The sequence below is a fragment of the Streptococcus infantis genome (assembly GCF_021497965.1).
GTDB classification, from domain to species: Bacteria; Bacillota; Bacilli; order Lactobacillales; family Streptococcaceae; genus Streptococcus; species Streptococcus infantis_B.
Map to the genome: position 1 here is coordinate 313,345 of NZ_CP046525.1, position 17,706 is coordinate 331,050.

The following is a 17,706-nucleotide window of genomic DNA, read 5'->3' on the forward strand; positions in this document are numbered from 1 at the left end:
ATGTTAGTTTCTATCTTTGCTGGAGTCGTTGCTTTTGTTCTTACAGTAGTAGGAATTCCAGTCTTTATCCGTTTTTATCATAAGGCACATATTACCGGTCAGCAGATGCATGAGGACGTGAAACAACATCAGGCTAAGGCCGGAACCCCAACAATGGGGGGGATCGTCTTTCTTATAACGGGTGTCTTAGTTAGTTTAGTTCTTGCTCTTGCGACGAATCAGTTAACCAATAATGCTGGGATGATTCTTTTTATCCTAGTCTTATATGGATTGGTTGGTTTCTTTGATGATTTTCTCAAGGTTTTTCGTAAAATCAATGAAGGACTTAATCCTAAACAAAAGTTCCTGCTTCAATTAATAGGAGGAGTTATTTTCTATCTCTTTTATGAAAGAGGAGGGGATGTTTTAAATGTATTTGGGTATCCATTGCACCTAGGCGTTCTTTACATTTTCTTTGCTCTCTTCTGGTTAGTTGGTTTTTCGAATGCTGTTAACTTGACTGACGGAATTGATGGCTTGGCAAGTATCTCAGTAGTGATTAGCCTATCTGCCTATGGAGTCATTGCTTATGTACAAAACCAATTGGATATTCTCCTAGTGATTCTTGCTATGATTGGTGGTCTTCTTGGTTTCTTTGTCTTTAACCATAAACCTGCCAAGGTGTTCATGGGTGATGTGGGAAGTCTTGCTCTTGGAGGGATGTTGGCTGCTATTTCCATGGCGCTACACCAAGAATGGACCTTGCTCTTGATTGGGATAGTATATGTTTTTGAAACAACATCCGTTATGATGCAAGTTAGCTACTTTAAGTTGAGCGGAGGGAAACGTATCTTCCGTATGACACCGGTCCACCACCATTTTGAATTGGGTGGCCTTTCAGGTAAAGGTCAGCCTTGGAGTGAGTGGAAGGTCGATTTCTTCTTCTGGGGAGTCGGTTTACTCGCTAGTCTTCTAACGTTAGCTATTATGTACTTGTTCTAAAAATAGAATGATAAATCATAGAAAAAGAGAAGGATTTTTCCCTTCTCTTTTTCTATTTTTGAATCCTTTTCTCAAAAAAAGTAAAATTATGGTAAAATGGAAAAAAGAAAGATGAGATTATGAGTTATTTTAAAAAATATACATTTGACAAATCGAAATTTAAGTTAGGGATGCGAACGTTTAAAACAGGAATCGCTGTTTTTTTGGTCCTCATGATTTTTGGCTTTTTTGGTTGGAAGGGACTTCAAATCGGAGCTCTAACAGCAGTGTTTAGTTTGAGAGAAGACTTTGATAAGAGTGTCCATTTTGGGACATCTCGTATTTTAGGGAATAGTATCGGTGGTTTTTATGCTCTGATTTTCTTCCTCCTAAATAATTTTTTCCATGGCGCCTTCTGGGTAACTCTCCTGGTTGTTCCGATTTGTACCATGTTAACCATTATGACAAATGTCGCCATGAATAATAAGTCGGGAGTCATCGGTGGAGTTGCAGCTATGCTGATTATTACCCTATCAATTCCGAGCGGAGAGACTGTTTTGTACGTTTTTGCTCGAGTTTTTGAGACTTTTATGGGTGTTTTTGTAGCAATTCTAGTAAATTATGATATTGATCGCTTGCGGAGTTTCATACAGAAAAAATAAAATAATGTCACAAGATATAACATTAACAATTGACGATTGATTTTTTTTAGACTATAATAGACAGAAAGAAGAGGAAGTGCACATGAAGGAAAAAGAATTTCGTCGCAATATGGCAGTTTTCCCCATTGGTAGTGTTATGAAGCTGACCGATCTCTCGGCGCGTCAAATTCGTTATTATGAAGATCAGGAGTTGATAAAACCTGATCGCAACGAAGGAAATCGCCGGATGTATTCTTTAAATGATATGGACCGGTTGCTTGAGATTAAGGATTATATCTCTGAAGGTCTGAACATTGCTGCTATCAAGAAAAAATATGCCGAACGTGAGGCGAAAGCTAAAAAACCAGTCAGTCAAACTGAGGTGCGTCGGGCACTTCGGAATGAGGTTCTTCAACAAAGTCGCTTTGCTTCTCAACAATCACCTTTTGGTCGCGGTTAGGCAACCGCTAGTCGTCATATATAAGGAGAAAAACCATGCCAATCACAGCTGCAGATATTCGTCGTGAAGTTAAGGAAAAAAATGTAACCTTTATCCGTCTTATGTTTTCAGATATTTTGGGAACAATGAAAAACGTCGAAATTCCTGCTACAGATGAACAACTAGACAAGGTCTTGTCAAACAAGGCTATGTTTGATGGATCTTCTATTGAAGGGTTTGTTCGTATTAATGAATCAGATATGTACTTGTACCCTGACCTAGACACATGGACTGTCTTCCCTTGGGGAGATGAGAACGGTAGTGTCGCAGGATTGATCTGTGATGTCTATACAACAGAAGGAGAGCCATTTGCTGGAGATCCTCGAAGCAACCTTAAACGAGCTCTTCATCACATGGAAAAAGTAGGATTCAAATCTTTCAACCTTGGTCCAGAACCAGAATTCTTCCTATTTAAGCTTGATGAGAATGGAGACCCAACTCTCGAGGTGAATGACAAGGGTGGTTACTTTGATTTGGCGCCTACAGACCTTGCCGATAATACCCGTCGTGAGATTGTAAATGTCTTGACTAAAATGGGATTTGAAGTAGAAGCCAGTCACCACGAAGTTGCCGTAGGTCAACATGAGATTGACTTTAAGTATGATGAAGTTCTTCGTGCTTGTGATAAGATTCAAATCTTTAAACTTGTTGTAAAAACAATTGCGCGTAAACATGGTTTGTATGCAACCTTTATGGCTAAACCTAAATTTGGTATCGCTGGTTCAGGGATGCACTGCAATATGTCCTTGTTTGATGCGGAAGGAAACAATGCCTTCTTTGATCCAAATGATCCAAAAGGAATGCAGTTATCAGAAACTGCTTATCACTTCCTTGGTGGTTTGATCAAGCACGCCTACAACTATACAGCTATTATGAACCCAACAGTTAACTCATACAAACGTTTGGTTCCAGGATATGAAGCGCCTGTTTACATCGCTTGGGCTGGTCGTAACCGTTCTCCGTTGGTGCGCGTTCCTGCTACTCGTGGAATGGGAACTCGTTTGGAGTTGCGCTCAGTAGACCCAATGGCAAACCCATATATCGCTTTGGCTGTTCTTTTGGAAGTTGGTTTGAACGGTATTGAAAACAAAATCGAAGCACCAGCTCCAATCGAAGAAAATATCTACATTATGACTGCAGAAGAACGTAAAGAGGCTGGCATTACTGACCTTCCATCAACTCTTCATAACGCATTGAAAGCTATGACAGAAGACGAAGTGGTTAAAGCAGCTCTAGGTGAACACATCTACACTAGTTTCCTTGAAGCCAAACGTATCGAGTGGGCAAGCTACGCAACCTTTGTCTCACAATGGGAAATTGACAACTATCTAGATCTTTACTAATGATAAATCAGAAAGATTGTCCGTGAGGATAATCTTTTTTTCTTGCATTTTATATCGAGGTGTGATATATTTTATATAACGAAATGCGATATATCGAACTACATAGGAGGTCTGATTAAATGGAATTAACAGATAAGATTAGGCGTGTCTACCTTCCCATGACTGAAACGGGTTTTTATATTCTATTCTGTCTGCAAAAGGAGAACCATGGTTATGGTATTACACAAAAGGTCAAAGAGATGACAGATTCACAAGTATCAATTAGTCCTGGAACTATGTATGGAACCCTGTCAAAGATGGAAAAGGATGGTTTGGTCTCCTTTGTCCGAGAAGAGGAAAAACGTAAAATCTATCAGATAACAGACTTGGGTCGAAAAGTTGTAGAGATTGAGTTGAAACGTATTGAACGGCTCTACAGAAATAGTCGGGAGGAGCTTTGATGGAAAAGAAAGTTGTTTATAGAATTGCTACCATTGCGGATTATGATAGAGAGGCTCTCTATCTCGGAGAAATGCATGCTCAGGGCTGGAAACTTAAGGAAGTAAGTTATTCTAACTTAGTAGTTGCGGTTAAGTATACTTTTGAAAAGTGCCAACCGGGGCAGGTGGTTTATCAGTTGGACTTTTATCCTATGAAAAAGTCAGAGAGAGCTTCCTATTTACAACTGTTTAAAGATTGTGGCTGGGAGCACATTACAAACTTTAATAGTTTTTCCTATTTTAGAAAACCTTATTCTGGAGTTGAGTCGGATGCCGAGTTTGAAATTTATAATGACGCGGCCGGGAAGTTAGCAATGGTCAAGAAGATTTTAACAATGCGGATGCTTCCTGTTTTGCTTCTCTTTTCAGTGCTACTACCGGTTTTCTCAAAGTTACTCAGTGGAAGAAGTTATTTCAGTTGGGGAATGTTTTTGATTGTTATCATAGACTGTACTTTATTGATAGTTTTCGCGATTCAGATTTCTTATATTTTTTGGAGATTGTTTCAAAAGTGGAAAGAATTATCTGATAAATAAAATGATTTTGGAGGTTAGACAATGAATAGCAAAGTACAATTTCGAATGTTTACCATTTTTGATTTGGATAGGGTAGAAGATTATTTGCATAAGATGCATTTGAAAGGTTGGAAATTTAAATCGAATCGTTTAGGCTTTTTCTATTTTGAACAATGCCAACCTGATGATGTGATTTACCGTGTGTGGAATACTAGCTATCTTAGAAAAAATGAGCTAGATTTACAAGGTATTAAGGATAGAGGATGGGAATTTGTGGAAAATTGTTCTTATTCTGTTTTTCGAAAAGCAACTTGTGATGTAGATTTAAATGATCGATTTTTCATGGACAATAGTCTTAGATGGGATGGTGTGAAATCTGGACTTCGTACATCTACAGTTTCTATCTCTGGTGGTCTAGTTGTTTGTATGAGCCTGTTTCGCGAAAGTCTCTCTCAGTCTTTTTTCGTTATTTTTGCCCTATATGCTCTCATGATTTCTTATCTAATCTATAGTTTTTATAGACTTAGACGGAAATATCTGGTTGATTGACAATAGTTTCTAGGTCCTCAGACTGATTTTTAGCACTCTTGATAAAAGAGTGCTAATTTTTTGAGTTTTTGTCTTGACATTCTTTTCTAAGGGTGTATAATAGAATCATAAGTTAGCACTTGAATGTCTCGAGTGCTAAAAAGATCTATCAGAGAGGAGTGACGAGATGGTTACGGAACGTCAGCAGAATATTTTAAATCTGATTATTGACATCTTTACCAAAACGCACGAACCTGTTGGATCCAAAGCCTTGCAAGAGTCTATCAACTCTAGTAGCGCTACCATTCGAAATGATATGGCAGCTCTAGAAAAGCAAGGTTTGCTTGAAAAGGCTCATACTTCCAGTGGTCGGATGCCGAGTGTGGCTGGATTTCAATACTATGTCAAACACTCCTTGTCCTTCGACCGTTTAGCTGAGAATCAAGTTTATGAGATTGTAAAAGCTTTTGATCAGGAGTTCTTCAAACTTGAGGATATCCTTCAAGAGGCAACGAAAATCTTGTCAGACTTGAGTGGTTGTACGGTTGTAGCACTGGATGTCGAACCAAGTAGGCAGAAGCTGACAGCTTTTGATATTGTTGTCCTCGGACAACATACAGCTCTGGCAGTTTTTACGCTTGATGAGTCTAGAACAGTTACCAGTCAGTTTTTGATTCCGAGAAATTTCTTGCAGGAGGATTTAAATCGCCTCAAGATCATGATTCAAGAACGTTTCCTGGATCAGACTGTTTTAGATATTCACTACAAGATTCGGACAGAGATTCCGCAAGTTATCCAACGTTACTTTACAACAACGGATAACGTCATGGACCTCGTCGAACATATCTTCAAAGAAATGTTCAATGAAAACATCGTGGTTTCTGGGAAAGTCAATCTTTTGAATTTCGCTAATTTAGCGGCCTATCAATTCTTTGATCATCCACAAAAAGTAGCATTGGAAATTCGAGAGAATTTGATTGGAGACCAGATGCAAAGTGTCCGAGTTGCGGATAGCAAAGAATCTTGTCTTGCTGACTTAGCAGTAATCAGCAGTAAGTTTCTGATTCCTTATCGTGGATTTGGAATCCTTGCGATAATAGGTCCGGTCAATCTGGATTACCAACAATTGGTTAATCAACTCAACGTTGTCAATCGAGTTCTAACCATGAAGTTGACGGATTTTTACCGCTATCTTAGCAGCAATCACTATGAAGTGAATTAAGATTGAAATCATTAAAGGAGGCGAAAATGGCCCAAGATATAAAAAATGAAGAAGTAAAAGAAGAGGAAGTTGTGGAAACAACGGAAGAAACAACTCCTGAAAAGTCTGAATTGGACTTGGCGAATGAACGTGCCGAAGAATTTGAAAACAAATACCTTCGAGCTCATGCAGAAATGCAAAATATTCAACGCCGTGCCAATGAAGAACGCCAACTCTTGCAACGCTATCGTAGCCAAGATTTGGCAAAAGCAATTTTGCCGTCACTTGACAACCTAGAACGTGCTCTTGCTGTCGAAGGATTGACGGATGATGTGAAGAAGGGCTTGGAAATGGTCCAAGAAAGTTTGGTACATGCTCTGAAAGAAGAAGGAATTGAAGAAATTCCAGCAGATGGAGAATTTGACCATAACTACCACATGGCCATCCAAACCTTGCCTGCAGATGACGAACATCCAGCAGACACCATTGCACAAGTCTTCCAAAAAGGCTATAAACTCCATGACCGCATCCTGCGCCCAGCCATGGTAGTGGTTTATAACTAGGCAATTCTGACGGTAGCTAAAGCAACTCGTCAGAAAACGGCAATCGCTATGGCGTTTGCCTAGCCTCCTTACTAACTCGTCGTCGAAATAATATCGATTTCGACTCCTCGTGTCGTAATATAATAGGAAACTTGTCCGTAACGACACTAAACTATGAAAGAAAGATAAACAATGGTTCAGCTTTACCAATAGTGAGCGAAGCGAACCAAAGGCGATACTCTTCGCCGTGGCGGTATCTTCGCAAACTTTGAGACCTTAGGCTCAAAGTTTAGTCAAAGAGATTGACGAAGTCAAGCTCTGACGGCGTCGCCACTTAAGAAGAGTATCAAAAAGAAAAAAGAATATAAAATTTAAGGAGAAAAACACATGTCTAAAATTATCGGTATTGACTTAGGTACAACAAACTCAGCAGTAGCAGTTCTTGAAGGGACTGAAAGCAAAATCATCGCAAACCCAGAAGGAAACCGCACAACTCCATCTGTAGTTTCATTCAAAAATGGTGAAATCATCGTTGGTGACGCAGCAAAACGTCAAGCAGTAACAAACCCAGATACAGTGATCTCTATCAAATCTAAGATGGGTACTTCTGAAAAAGTTTCTGCAAACGGTAAAGAATACACACCACAAGAAATCTCAGCTATGATTCTTCAATACTTGAAAGGTTACGCTGAAGACTACCTTGGTGAAAAAGTAACCAAAGCAGTTATCACAGTTCCTGCATACTTCAACGATGCGCAACGTCAAGCAACAAAAGATGCTGGTAAAATTGCTGGTCTTGAAGTAGAACGTATCGTCAACGAACCAACAGCAGCAGCTCTTGCTTACGGTTTGGATAAGACTGATAAAGAAGAAAAAATCTTGGTATTCGACCTCGGTGGTGGTACATTCGACGTATCTATCCTTGAATTGGGCGACGGTGTCTTCGATGTATTGGCAACTGCAGGGGATAACAAACTCGGTGGTGACGACTTTGACCAAAAAATCATCGACCACTTGGTAGCAGAATTCAAGAAAGAAAACGGTATCGACTTGTCAACAGACAAGATGGCTCTTCAACGTTTGAAAGACGCAGCTGAAAAAGCGAAGAAAGACCTTTCTGGTGTAACTTCAACACAAATCAGCTTGCCATTCATCACTGCTGGTGAAGCTGGACCTCTTCACTTGGAAATGACCTTGACTCGTGCCAAATTTGACGATTTGACTCGTGACCTTGTAGAACGTACAAAAGTTCCAGTTCGTCAAGCTCTTTCAGATGCAGGTTTGAGCTTGTCAGATATCGACGAAGTCATCCTTGTTGGTGGTTCAACTCGTATCCCTGCCGTTGTAGAAGCTGTTAAAGCTGAAACTGGTAAAGAGCCAAACAAATCAGTGAACCCTGACGAAGTAGTTGCCATGGGTGCTGCTATCCAAGGTGGTGTGATCACTGGTGACGTCAAAGACGTTGTCCTTCTTGACGTAACTCCATTGTCACTTGGTATCGAAACAATGGGTGGAGTTTTCACAAAACTCATCGACCGTAACACAACTATTCCAACATCTAAATCACAAGTCTTCTCAACTGCAGCGGATAACCAACCAGCCGTTGATATCCATGTTCTTCAAGGTGAACGTCCAATGGCAGCAGATAACAAGACTCTTGGACGTTTCCAATTGACAGATATCCCAGCTGCACCTCGTGGTATCCCACAAATCGAAGTAACATTTGACATCGACAAGAACGGTATCGTATCTGTTAAAGCGAAAGACCTTGGAACTCAAAAAGAACAAACAATCGTTATCCAATCAAACTCAGGTTTGACAGACGAAGAAATCGACCGCATGATGAAAGATGCAGAAGCAAACGCTGAAGCAGATAAGAAACGTAAAGAAGAAGTAGACCTTCGTAACGAAGTAGACCAAGCTATCTTTGCGACTGAAAAGACAATCAAGGAAACTGAAGGAAAAGGCTTCGATGCAGAACGTGATGCTGCACAAGCTGCCCTTGATGACCTTAAGAAAGCCCAAGAAGACAACAACTTGGACGAAATGAAAGCAAAACTTGAAGCATTGAACGAAAAAGCACAAGGACTTGCCGTTAAACTCTACGAACAAGCCGCAGCAGCGCAACAAGCCCAAGCAGGAGCAGAAGGAGCACAAGCAACAGGAAACGCAGGCGATGACGTCGTAGACGGAGAGTTTACGGAAAAGTAAAACAATCCAGTGGATTGTTTTAGCGGAACCTCCTGAAATAAAGAAAGGTTCCGAGATTTGAGGATTCCTTTAATCCGAAACTCAATTCAGCATTACTAGTTTGATTTTTAAAACTTAAATTAGCAAGTGATAAGAAGAAATCCAGAGGTTGCAACCCAGCCTCTGTTTTTCGGTAAAATGGGACGATACTAATATTTTAGTTCGTTTCGCAATACTAGAAAGAAAGGAACAAAGGTGTTCGCAACTGAACACGGGTTCCAGAAATTCTTACTCAAAATAAAAGAAAGGAACAAAGAGCGTTCGGGGAATTGAACTCGAGCGGAAAGCTTGGAAATTAGATAAACCACCTAAGAAATCAGGATTTCTTGTCGGTTTCCTAAATTTCAGTCGCTTTCCGTTCGCTCTTAGTATCTTGTATGAACAATACTGAATTTTATGACCGTTTGGGCGTTTCAAAGAATGCATCTCAGGATGAAATCAAGAAAGCCTATCGGAAATTATCTAAAAAATATCACCCAGATATCAACAAGGAGCCTGGTGCTGAGGAAAAGTACAAGGAAGTTCAAGAAGCTTATGAGACTTTGAGTGACGAACAAAAACGTGCTGCTTACGACCAATATGGTGCTGCTGGTGCCAATGGTGGCTTTGGTGGTGCAGGCGGTTTCGGTGGCTTCGATGGTGCAGGAGGCTTTGGTGGCTTTGAAGATATCTTCTCAAGTTTTTTCGGCGGAGGCGGTTCTTCTCGCAATCCAAACGCACCTCGTCAAGGAGATGACCTCCAATATCGCGTCAATTTGACTTTTGAAGAAGCCATCTTTGGTACTGAAAAAGAAGTCAAATACAATCGTGAAGCAAGCTGTCGTACTTGTAACGGATCTGGTGCTAAGCCTGGAACAAGTCCAGTTACTTGTGGACGCTGTCACGGTTCTGGTGTTATCAACGTCGATACTCAAACACCGCTTGGTATGATGCGTCGCCAAGTAACTTGTGATGTCTGTCATGGTCGTGGAAAAGAAATCAAAGATCCATGTACAACTTGTCATGGAACAGGTCATGAAAAACAAGCCCACAGTGTCCATGTAAAAATTCCAGCAGGTGTCGAAACTGGTCAACAAATTCGTCTAGCTGGTCAAGGGGAGGCTGGATTTAACGGCGGACCATACGGTGACTTGTATGTTGTTGTTAATGTTGAGCCGAGCGACAAATTTGAACGTGAAGGAACAACTATTTTCTACAAATTAAACCTCAATATCGTCCAAGCAACTCTTGGTGATACAGTCGATATTCCAACCGTTCACGGTGATGTTGAATTGGTGATTCCAGAGGGAACTCAAACCGGTAAACGATTCCGCCTACGTGGTAAGGGAGCTCCGAGCCTACGTGGTGGTGCTGTTGGTGACCAATACGTCACTGTTAATGTCGTGACTCCGACTGGCTTGAACGAACGACAAAAAGCAGCCTTGAAAGAATTTGCAGCTGCAGGTGACTTGAAAGTCAATCCAAAGAAAAAAGGTTTCTTTGACCATATAAAAGATGCCTTTGAAGGAGAATAAAGCAAAAAGAGCCGATTGGCTCTTTTTGTGTTGTCTTGAAAAATTTAGCTTCAGAAAATCATTTTCCAGTTAGTCTACTATTTATACTTTTGAGTGAGCAAGCCAGCTTCATCCATTTTCTGGATGAGTTGCTTGAGTTCCGCTTCTTTACCAGGTTTCACGGTGACAGTATCAATATGCTTAATCGCCGAATTATCCTGAATATCTACCAAGGTCAAAGCTTTTTCATAGAATGCGACACCCTTTTTTAGGCTCTCCTGATCCTTCCAATATAGAATTGAGTAATTAGGATTTGGTTTCTTTCCGATTTCCTGTAAATAATTCCTACTTTCCTTCTCTAAAAATTGCAATAAACCGTGATTGAACAAGTTATCCCCTACTTTATAGTAAGAAATATCTCCTGTCTGTAGGACATAGACTTTGAGTCGGTTTTTAGTGAGGTTTGGACTTTCTTTCAGGACAGGGTGGCTATTGATAACCTCATCTGAGAAAGTCACATAAAAATCTAAGCCTCCTCCCTCGTATTGATAGCTGCCATTTGATTCTACTTTTTCAGGAGGCATGTCAAGGGAGATAAAGATTTGTTTTAAAGCTTCATTCCCCTCTCGGATGTCACTTGATGAAGCCTTGAAAAGATTGGCTACTAGTAGAAATGCTAGGGTTGCAAGAAGACAGATGCAACCACAAATAATCAAGATGACTTTTAAAAACAGTTTCAATTTTAGTCCCTCCCTTTTCTGTTAGGAGCTGGTAATTCAAGATGGATTTAAGGGGATATAAGGAAAGTTGGATGCTTTCTTTTTTAGTTTTCTTCAGTTTCTCGTAGTTCTTTTATCACAGCAAGTCTTGCTTGGATGTCTTTCTCTAAGACTTTAAATTTGTAAGTGAGGTCTTCTTGGTATTCCTTGATGACTTCTTTTTGTTGATCGATAATTTGTAAGCTATTTTGGATAACATCTAAATCACCTTTGATTGCTTCAACGCGATCAGTTGTATCTAAAACTTCTTCAGTGATAACTTCACGATTTTTAACGAGGAGGTATGATCCAACTGCAGAGCCTGCAAAAAGTAGTAAATTTGATAGTTTCATAGGAACTCCTTAAGCGTTTTTGATGGTTTCAGCGACTTGGGCAAGTTTGTCAAAGTCAGGTTCATGGGCGACAAAGTCAATTTTGAGGTCATCCTCGGCACCATAGCGAGGGACGAGGTGGACATGGGTATGAAAGACTGTTTGTCCAGCGACTTCTTCGCAGTTGGCGATGATATTCATGCCTTCAGCTTTGGTAGCCTTCATAACCTTTTGAGCAATGACTGGAATCTTTGCAAAGAGTTGGCTAGCGCTCGTCGCATCCATTTCTAAAAGGTTGCGATAGTGTTCTTTAGGTACGACCAAGGTATGACCAGGTGTTACTTGAGAAATATCAAGAAAGGCAAGGACTTGTTCATCTTCATAAACCTTTGATGCCGGGATTTCTCCAGCTAAAATCTTACAAAAAATACAATCTGACATAAAAACCACCTCTAGTGTATTGAATTTTGATATAATATAGCTACATTATACCAGATTCGGAGAAAATATGTTAGAAATTAAAAATCTGACAGGAGGCTATGTTCATGTCCCTGTCTTGAAAGATGTGTCCTTTACAGTTGAGAGCGGACAGTTGGTAGGTTTGATAGGTTTAAATGGTGCGGGGAAATCAACGACTATCAACGAGATTATTGGTCTTTTGACGCCATATAGTGGGGAGATTAAGATTGACGGATTGACTCTAGGAGAGAATGCTACGAGCTATCGTAAGAAGATTGGTTATATCCCTGAAACTCCTAGCTTGTATGAAGAACTAACGCTCAGAGAACATATTGAGACGGTTGCTATGGCCTACGGTATTGAACAAACTATCGCTTTCGAACGTGTAGAACCGCTTTTAAAAATGTTTCGTTTGGACCAGAAATTGGATTGGTTCCCGGTTCATTTTTCCAAAGGTATGAAGCAAAAGGTTATGATTATCTGTGCCTTTGTCGTAGATCCAAGTCTCTTTATCGTAGACGAGCCTTTCCTTGGCCTCGACCCCTTGGCGATTTCAGACTTGATTCAACTTCTAGAAGTGGAAAAGAAAAAAGGCAAGTCCATTCTCATGAGTACCCACGTCCTTGATTCAGCTGAAAAGATGTGTGACTCTTTTGTCATTCTCCACAAAGGTCAAGTTAGGGCTAAAGGAAATCTTGATCAACTCCGAGAAGCCTTTGCCATGCCAGATGCAAGCCTTAATGATATCTATTTGGCTCTGACCAAAGAGGAGGAGCTATGAAAGACTTGTTTTTAATACGAAAGCAGGAATTTCGCAAGGAATGTTTGGGCTACCTTCGTTATGTGCTCAATGATCATTTTGTTTTGTTTTTATTGGTGTTACTAGGATTTTTGGCTTACCAGTACAATCAACTATTGCAACATTTTCCTGCAAATCATTTTCCAATCCTAATTTTGCTTGGGATTATATCTGTTTTACTCTTGTTTTGGGGTGGTATTGCGACTTATCTAGAAGCACCGGACAAACTCTTTCTCTTGGTCGCTGAAGAAAAAGTAAAAGAACATATCAAAAAGCAAAGTCTGATTTCTTTCATCTTTTGGATCAGTGTACAGACTCTCTTTTTGCTCTTATTTGCTCCTTTATTTCTAGCCATGGGTCTTAGTTTACCGATTTTTGGAGTCTATCTCCTTGTTCTAGGGATTATAAAATACGTGATTTTTCGTCAAAAATCCAGCAAATTTTTCCTTGAAAACGGACTTAACTGGGATTACGTTATTGCTCAAGAGAGCAAACGCAAGCAGTTCTTACTTCGTTTCTTTGCCCTCTTTACCCAGGTCAAGGGGATTTCAAACAGTGTTAAGAGACGGACTTATCTAGACTTTATCCTCAAAGGAGTTCAGAAAGTGCCGGGGAAAATCTGGCAGAATCTTTATCTTCGCTCCTATTTGAGAAATGGGGATTTATTCGCCCTTAGTCTACGACTCATAATCCTATCCTTATCAGCTCTCGCGTTTGTTGAACAATCCTGGATTGCACTAGCGATTGTAATTTTATTCAATTATCTTTTATTGTTTCAGCTTCTAGCTCTCTATCATGCCTTTGATTATCAATATCTGACGCAGCTATTTCCAGTAGGAAAGGGGCAAAAAGAGAGAGGTTTGAAGGAAATCTTGAGAGCAATTGGCATGTTTGCCCTAGCCTTGGAAAGTCTCTTAGGATTGCTTGTTTTCAAGGACAAAATTCTAGTTTTAGTCCTTGTGGGAGCAGGCCTTGTATTGCAATATCTTTATTTGCCATATCAACTGAGAAGATTGGTTGACGAATAGCATAAAAATTAGTAGAATAATAAGGAAACTTTATTCGGAGGAAAAAAATGGACTTGGGTGATATTGAGCTAACGCTAACCCCGATATCTGGGAAGAGTGGAAAAGCTTATATGGGGAGTTATCCTGATGGAAAACGTGTTTTTATAAAAATGAATACTTCTCCAATCCTGCCTGGTTTAGCTAGAGAGCAAATTGCGCCGCAATTACTCTGGAGTCGTCGTTTGCCAGACGGTCGTGATATGTCTGCTCAGGAATGGTTGACAGGGAAAATTTTGACGCCAAGCGATATGAACCGTAAACAAATTATCGATATTTTGACACGTTTACACCGTTCACGTCCCTTAATGACCCAGTTGACACGCTTGGGGTATGCATTAGAAACACCTTCGGATTTACTTCAGTCATGGATAAATAAGGCCCCTGATGCGTTAAAAAATAACCAGTATCTACGTCTGGTCCTGAGTGATATGCGTGAGAATCTTCCTGGGTTTAGGGAAGATTATGCAACCATAGTCCATGGGGATGTTCGTCACAGCAATTGGTTTGAGACAGAGAGTGGTTTGATTTACTTGGTAGACTGGGATTCCGTCCGCTTGACGGATCGTATGTTTGATGTGGCCTACCTACTCTGTCACTATATTCCAGAGTTTCAATGGCAAGAGTGGCTGACTAATTATGGATACAAGTACAATCAAACGGTTTTGAATAAGTTATATTGGTATGCTCAACTGTCCTTTTTGAGTCTGATTACCAAATACTATGAAAATCAAGATTTGGATAATGTAAATCGGGAGATCTATGCTTTGCGTACCTTCCGAGATAAGTATGGAAAGAAAAAATGAGAGTTAGAAATCGAAAAGGTGCAACTGAACTGTTAGAGGCCAATCCACAGTACGTTGTCTTAAACCCGGCAGAAGCTAAAGGCAAGTGGCGAGATTTATTTGGCAATGATAATCCAATCCATGTAGAGGTTGGTAGTGGGAAAGGGGCTTTTGTATCAGGGATGGCCAAACAAAACCCTGACATCAACTATATCGGAATTGATATCCAGAAATCTGTTTTAAGCTATGCTTTGGACAAGGTGCTAGAAGTTGGAGTTCCCAACATCAAACTCTTATGGGTTGATGGTTCAGAGTTGACCAATTATTTTGAAGATGGTGAGATTGATCGTTTGTACCTGAATTTTTCAGATCCTTGGCCTAAAAAACGACATGAAAAGCGTCGTTTGACATACAAGAGCTTCTTGGACACTTTCAAACGCATCTTGCCTGAACATGGTGAAATTCACTTCAAGACGGATAATCGTGGCTTGTTTGAGTATAGTTTAGTGAGTTTTTCACAATATGGCATGAAGCTCAATGGCGTATGGCTTGATTTGCATGCTAGTGATTTTGAAGGAAATGTCATGACGGAATACGAGCAAAAGTTCTCAAGCAAGGGTCAAGTCATTTACCGAGTTGAAGCGGAATTTTAAGAAAAAGCTTGAATCCAAGCTATTTGGGTGCTTATGCTTTACATTAGTACATAAAAGTGCTATACTAATAGCAAGGATATAAGAAAGAGAGGCGGGGAGATATCTTCGCCTCTTGCTTATGAGGAGGTGGACGCAATCGAAACGATCGTTGAATTAGTCAGAGAAGTCGTAGAACCTGTTATTGAAGCTCCTTTTGAACTCGTAGATATCGAGTATGGAAAGATTGGCAGTGACATGATTCTTAGTATTTTTGTAGACAAGCCTGAAGGAATCACCTTGAATGATACAGCAGACTTGACTGAAATTATCAGTCCTGTTCTAGATACTATCAAGCCGGATCCCTTCCCAGAACAATATTTCCTAGAAATTACCAGTCCAGGATTGGAGCGTCCTTTGAAAACCAAGGAAGCAGTCACTGGAGCGGTCGGGAAATACATCCATGTCGGGCTCTACCAAGCCATCGATAAGCAAAAGGTTTTTGAAGGAACCTTATTGTCCTTTGAAGAGGATGAGTTGACAATGGAATATATGGATAAAACGCGCAAGAAAACAGTCCAAATTCCATATAACTTGGTATCAAAAGCACGTTTAGCAGTAAAATTATAGAAAAGAAAGGATAGCTTTTGAGAATTCAAAAGTAAAAAGAACATGAGTAAAGAAATGCTAGAGGCCTTCCGCATTTTGGAAGAAGACAAGGGAATCAAGAAAGAAGATATCATCGACGCAGTAGTAGAATCACTTCGTTCTGCTTATCGTAGACGCTATGGTCAATCAGATAGCGTAGCTATCGACTTCAACGAAAAAACAGGTGACTTTACAGTCTACACAGTTCGCGAAGTTGTTGATGAAGTATTTGATAGCCGTTTGGAAATCAGCTTGAAAGATGCTCTTGCCATTAATTCAGCCTATGAGCTTGGTGACAAAATCAAATTTGAAGAAGCACCAGGAGAGTTTGGTCGTGTAGCGGCTCAGTCTGCGAAACAAACCATCATGGAAAAAATGCGCAAGCAAACACGTGCCATTACCTACAATACATACAAAGAACATGAACAAGAAATCATGTCAGGTACAGTAGAACGTTTTGACAATCGTTTTATTTATGTCAACCTTGGAAGCATCGAAGCCCAATTGTCAAAACAAGACCAAATTCCTGGAGAAGTTTTTGCTTCTCATGATCGTATCGAAGTCTATGTTTACAAAGTTGAAGACAACCCTCGTGGAGTTAACGTCTTTGTTAGCCGTAGCCATCCAGAAATGATTAAACGTTTGATGGAACAAGAAATTCCAGAAGTCTACGATGGTACTGTTGAGATTATGAGTGTAGCTCGTGAAGCGGGTGACCGTACCAAGGTTGCAGTTCGTAGTCACAATCCAAACGTGGATGCTATCGGAACAATCGTAGGACGCGGTGGTGCTAACATCAAGAAAATCACAAGCAAATTCCATCCAGCTCGTTACGATGCTAAGAGCGACCGCATGGTACCTGTAGAAGAAAACATCGATGTAATCGAGTGGGTAGCAGATCCAGCTGAGTTTATTTACAATGCTATTGCTCCTGCAGAAGTTGACCAAGTTATCTTTGATGAAAATGATAGCAAGCGTGCCTTGGTCGTCGTGCCAGATAACAAACTATCTCTTGCAATCGGTCGTCGTGGGCAAAACGTTCGCTTGGCAGCTCACTTGACTGGATACCGTATCGATATCAAGTCTGCAAGTGAATTTGAAGCTATGGAAGAAGCAGGTCAAGTTGATTACGCTGATACAGACGAATTGACTGAAGAATAAAAGCTGTAAGAGGAGGGAAAGATGAAAACAAGAAAAATCCCTTTGCGCAAGTCTGTTGTTTCCAACGAAGTAATTGATAAGCGAGATTTACTCCGTATTGTCAAGAACAAAGAAGGCGAAGTCTTTATCGATCCGACAGGCAAGGCTAATGGCCGTGGCGCTTATATCAAGCTAGACAATGCAGAAGCCCTAGAGGCTAAAAAGAAAAAAGTCTTTAACCGTAGCTTTAATATGGAAGTTGAAGAAAGCTTTTATGACGAGTTGATCGCCTATGTTGATCACAAAGTAAAAAGAAGAGAGTTAGGACTTGAATAAGCAAAGAGTAAGTAATCTCTTGGGATTGGCTCAACGAGCAGGGAAAATTATCTCGGGTGAAGAAATGGTTGTCAAAGCCATTCAGGAACAGAAAGCTAAGCTGGTATTTCTAGCGCATGATGCTGCTCCCAACCTGACCAAGAAGATTCAAGATAAAAGTCACTATTATCAAGTAAAAGTTGTAACCGTGTTTTCAACACTGGAATTAAGCATAGCAGTTGGAAAATCAAGAAAGGTTTTGGCTGTGACAGATGCTGGATTTACAAAGAAAATGAGGTCTCTTATGGAATAGAAGAGGAGGACAT

22 protein-coding genes are annotated in these 17,706 nt (G+C 40.2%); 19 read left to right on the forward strand and 3 right to left on the reverse strand.

The window, feature by feature from the left end:
• From mraY to dnaJ, 11 genes are all read left to right on the forward strand, one after another.
• Nucleotides 1-981 (forward strand): phospho-N-acetylmuramoyl-pentapeptide-transferase, encoded by a 981-nt coding sequence (mraY, locus tag GOM46_RS01590; RefSeq protein ID WP_235083760.1) that lies wholly within the window; start codon nucleotides 1-3, stop codon nucleotides 979-981.
• A gap of 119 nt (nucleotides 982-1,100) precedes the next feature.
• Nucleotides 1,101-1,622, forward strand: a complete 522-nt coding sequence (locus GOM46_RS01595; RefSeq protein WP_235083761.1) for an FUSC family protein — start codon at nucleotides 1,101-1,103, stop codon at nucleotides 1,620-1,622.
• A gap of 82 nt (nucleotides 1,623-1,704) precedes the next feature.
• Complete coding sequence (glnR, locus tag GOM46_RS01600; protein WP_000659542.1) at nucleotides 1,705-2,061, forward strand: transcriptional repressor GlnR; 357 nt, start codon at nucleotides 1,705-1,707, stop codon at nucleotides 2,059-2,061.
• 35 nt (nucleotides 2,062-2,096) lie between these two features.
• Nucleotides 2,097-3,443: a type I glutamate--ammonia ligase gene (gene glnA / locus GOM46_RS01605; protein ID WP_235083763.1), complete on the forward strand. Its 1,347-nt coding sequence runs from the start codon at nucleotides 2,097-2,099 to the stop codon at nucleotides 3,441-3,443.
• A gap of 119 nt (nucleotides 3,444-3,562) precedes the next feature.
• Complete coding sequence (locus GOM46_RS01610; protein ID WP_235083764.1) at nucleotides 3,563-3,883, forward strand: PadR family transcriptional regulator; 321 nt, start codon at nucleotides 3,563-3,565, stop codon at nucleotides 3,881-3,883.
• Nucleotides 3,883-4,458: a DUF2812 domain-containing protein gene (locus GOM46_RS01615; protein WP_235083765.1), complete on the forward strand. Its 576-nt coding sequence runs from the start codon at nucleotides 3,883-3,885 to the stop codon at nucleotides 4,456-4,458. The genes GOM46_RS01610 and GOM46_RS01615 overlap by 1 nt, the downstream gene beginning before the upstream one ends.
• A gap of 21 nt (nucleotides 4,459-4,479) precedes the next feature.
• On the forward strand, nucleotides 4,480-4,986 hold the full coding sequence (locus GOM46_RS01620; protein ID WP_235083766.1) for a DUF2812 domain-containing protein: 507 nt from the start codon (nucleotides 4,480-4,482) through the stop codon (nucleotides 4,984-4,986).
• A gap of 166 nt (nucleotides 4,987-5,152) precedes the next feature.
• On the forward strand, nucleotides 5,153-6,187 hold the full coding sequence (hrcA, locus tag GOM46_RS01625; protein ID WP_235083767.1) for a heat-inducible transcriptional repressor HrcA: 1,035 nt from the start codon (nucleotides 5,153-5,155) through the stop codon (nucleotides 6,185-6,187).
• 26 nt (nucleotides 6,188-6,213) lie between these two features.
• Nucleotides 6,214-6,729, forward strand: a complete 516-nt coding sequence (gene grpE, locus GOM46_RS01630) for a nucleotide exchange factor GrpE (protein WP_235083768.1) — start codon at nucleotides 6,214-6,216, stop codon at nucleotides 6,727-6,729.
• A gap of 366 nt (nucleotides 6,730-7,095) precedes the next feature.
• Nucleotides 7,096-8,919, forward strand: a complete 1,824-nt coding sequence (dnaK, locus tag GOM46_RS01635) for a molecular chaperone DnaK (protein WP_235083769.1) — start codon at nucleotides 7,096-7,098, stop codon at nucleotides 8,917-8,919.
• A 416-nt stretch (nucleotides 8,920-9,335) separates the two neighbouring features.
• Nucleotides 9,336-10,472 carry a molecular chaperone DnaJ gene (gene dnaJ, locus GOM46_RS01640; RefSeq protein ID WP_016466796.1) on the forward strand — a complete coding sequence of 379 codons (1,137 nt, stop codon included), beginning with the start codon at nucleotides 9,336-9,338 and terminating at the stop codon, nucleotides 10,470-10,472.
• Nucleotides 10,473-10,549: 77 nt separating this feature from the next.
• On the opposite strand, the gene GOM46_RS01645 is transcribed toward dnaJ, so the two are convergent.
• The 3 genes from GOM46_RS01645 to GOM46_RS01655 all read right to left on the reverse strand — a co-directional run bounded on the left by GOM46_RS01645 (nucleotide 10,550) and on the right by GOM46_RS01655 (nucleotide 11,982).
• On the reverse strand, nucleotides 10,550-11,191 hold the full coding sequence (locus GOM46_RS01645) for a hypothetical protein (protein ID WP_235083771.1): 642 nt from the start codon (nucleotides 11,189-11,191) through the stop codon (nucleotides 10,550-10,552).
• A gap of 83 nt (nucleotides 11,192-11,274) precedes the next feature.
• Nucleotides 11,275-11,562, reverse strand: coding sequence for a hypothetical protein (locus tag GOM46_RS01650; protein ID WP_235083773.1), 288 nt, complete (start codon nucleotides 11,560-11,562; stop codon nucleotides 11,275-11,277).
• 9 nt (nucleotides 11,563-11,571) lie between these two features.
• Nucleotides 11,572-11,982 carry an HIT family protein gene (locus GOM46_RS01655; RefSeq protein WP_235083774.1) on the reverse strand — a complete coding sequence of 137 codons (411 nt, stop codon included), beginning with the start codon at nucleotides 11,980-11,982 and terminating at the stop codon, nucleotides 11,572-11,574.
• A gap of 67 nt (nucleotides 11,983-12,049) precedes the next feature.
• Here GOM46_RS01655 and GOM46_RS01660 point away from each other — a divergent pair, with 67 nt between their 5' ends.
• The 8 genes from GOM46_RS01660 (at nucleotide 12,050) to GOM46_RS01695 (ending at nucleotide 17,693) form a co-directional block, all read left to right on the forward strand.
• Entirely contained in the window at nucleotides 12,050-12,781 is a 732-nt protein-coding gene (locus GOM46_RS01660) for an ABC transporter ATP-binding protein (RefSeq protein ID WP_235083775.1), read from the forward strand.
• Entirely contained in the window at nucleotides 12,778-13,827 is a 1,050-nt protein-coding gene (locus GOM46_RS01665; RefSeq protein ID WP_235083776.1) for an ABC transporter permease, read from the forward strand. Before GOM46_RS01660 ends, GOM46_RS01665 begins: the two co-directional genes overlap by 4 nt.
• A gap of 47 nt (nucleotides 13,828-13,874) precedes the next feature.
• Nucleotides 13,875-14,669 carry a cell cycle regulator CcrZ gene (gene ccrZ / locus GOM46_RS01670; RefSeq protein WP_235083777.1) on the forward strand — a complete coding sequence of 265 codons (795 nt, stop codon included), beginning with the start codon at nucleotides 13,875-13,877 and terminating at the stop codon, nucleotides 14,667-14,669.
• Nucleotides 14,666-15,301 (forward strand): tRNA (guanosine(46)-N7)-methyltransferase TrmB, encoded by a 636-nt coding sequence (gene trmB, locus GOM46_RS01675; RefSeq protein ID WP_235083779.1) that lies wholly within the window; start codon nucleotides 14,666-14,668, stop codon nucleotides 15,299-15,301. Before ccrZ ends, trmB begins: the two co-directional genes overlap by 4 nt.
• A gap of 126 nt (nucleotides 15,302-15,427) precedes the next feature.
• Entirely contained in the window at nucleotides 15,428-15,907 is a 480-nt protein-coding gene (rimP, locus tag GOM46_RS01680) for a ribosome maturation factor RimP (protein ID WP_235083780.1), read from the forward strand.
• Between the two features lie 42 nt (nucleotides 15,908-15,949).
• Entirely contained in the window at nucleotides 15,950-17,086 is a 1,137-nt protein-coding gene (gene nusA, locus GOM46_RS01685; protein WP_006150238.1) for a transcription termination factor NusA, read from the forward strand.
• Between the two features lie 21 nt (nucleotides 17,087-17,107).
• Nucleotides 17,108-17,401, forward strand: coding sequence for an RNase P modulator RnpM (rnpM, locus tag GOM46_RS01690; protein ID WP_006144965.1), 294 nt, complete (start codon nucleotides 17,108-17,110; stop codon nucleotides 17,399-17,401).
• On the forward strand, nucleotides 17,394-17,693 hold the full coding sequence (locus tag GOM46_RS01695) for a YlxQ-related RNA-binding protein (protein ID WP_006150377.1): 300 nt from the start codon (nucleotides 17,394-17,396) through the stop codon (nucleotides 17,691-17,693). The genes rnpM and GOM46_RS01695 overlap by 8 nt, the downstream gene beginning before the upstream one ends.
• Nucleotides 17,694-17,706: the final 13 nt, after the last annotated feature.

Coding starts and splice junctions, on each gene's coding strand:
- mraY (WP_235083760.1), top strand. CDS start 1: ATGTTAGTTTCTATCTTTGCTGGAGTCGTTGCTTTTGTTCTTACAGTA.
- GOM46_RS01595 (WP_235083761.1), top strand. CDS start 1,101: ATGAGTTATTTTAAAAAATATACATTTGACAAATCGAAATTTAAGTTA.
- glnR (WP_000659542.1), top strand. CDS start 1,705: ATGAAGGAAAAAGAATTTCGTCGCAATATGGCAGTTTTCCCCATTGGT.
- glnA (WP_235083763.1), top strand. CDS start 2,097: ATGCCAATCACAGCTGCAGATATTCGTCGTGAAGTTAAGGAAAAAAAT.
- GOM46_RS01610 (WP_235083764.1), top strand. CDS start 3,563: ATGGAATTAACAGATAAGATTAGGCGTGTCTACCTTCCCATGACTGAA.
- GOM46_RS01615 (WP_235083765.1), top strand. CDS start 3,883: ATGGAAAAGAAAGTTGTTTATAGAATTGCTACCATTGCGGATTATGAT.
- GOM46_RS01620 (WP_235083766.1), top strand. CDS start 4,480: ATGAATAGCAAAGTACAATTTCGAATGTTTACCATTTTTGATTTGGAT.
- hrcA (WP_235083767.1), top strand. CDS start 5,153: ATGGTTACGGAACGTCAGCAGAATATTTTAAATCTGATTATTGACATC.
- grpE (WP_235083768.1), top strand. CDS start 6,214: ATGGCCCAAGATATAAAAAATGAAGAAGTAAAAGAAGAGGAAGTTGTG.
- dnaK (WP_235083769.1), top strand. CDS start 7,096: ATGTCTAAAATTATCGGTATTGACTTAGGTACAACAAACTCAGCAGTA.
- dnaJ (WP_016466796.1), top strand. CDS start 9,336: ATGAACAATACTGAATTTTATGACCGTTTGGGCGTTTCAAAGAATGCA.
- GOM46_RS01650 (WP_235083773.1), bottom strand. CDS start 11,562: ATGAAACTATCAAATTTACTACTTTTTGCAGGCTCTGCAGTTGGATCA.
- GOM46_RS01655 (WP_235083774.1), bottom strand. CDS start 11,982: ATGTCAGATTGTATTTTTTGTAAGATTTTAGCTGGAGAAATCCCGGCA.
- GOM46_RS01660 (WP_235083775.1), top strand. CDS start 12,050: ATGTTAGAAATTAAAAATCTGACAGGAGGCTATGTTCATGTCCCTGTC.
- GOM46_RS01665 (WP_235083776.1), top strand. CDS start 12,778: ATGAAAGACTTGTTTTTAATACGAAAGCAGGAATTTCGCAAGGAATGT.
- ccrZ (WP_235083777.1), top strand. CDS start 13,875: ATGGACTTGGGTGATATTGAGCTAACGCTAACCCCGATATCTGGGAAG.
- trmB (WP_235083779.1), top strand. CDS start 14,666: ATGAGAGTTAGAAATCGAAAAGGTGCAACTGAACTGTTAGAGGCCAAT.
- nusA (WP_006150238.1), top strand. CDS start 15,950: ATGAGTAAAGAAATGCTAGAGGCCTTCCGCATTTTGGAAGAAGACAAG.
- rnpM (WP_006144965.1), top strand. CDS start 17,108: ATGAAAACAAGAAAAATCCCTTTGCGCAAGTCTGTTGTTTCCAACGAA.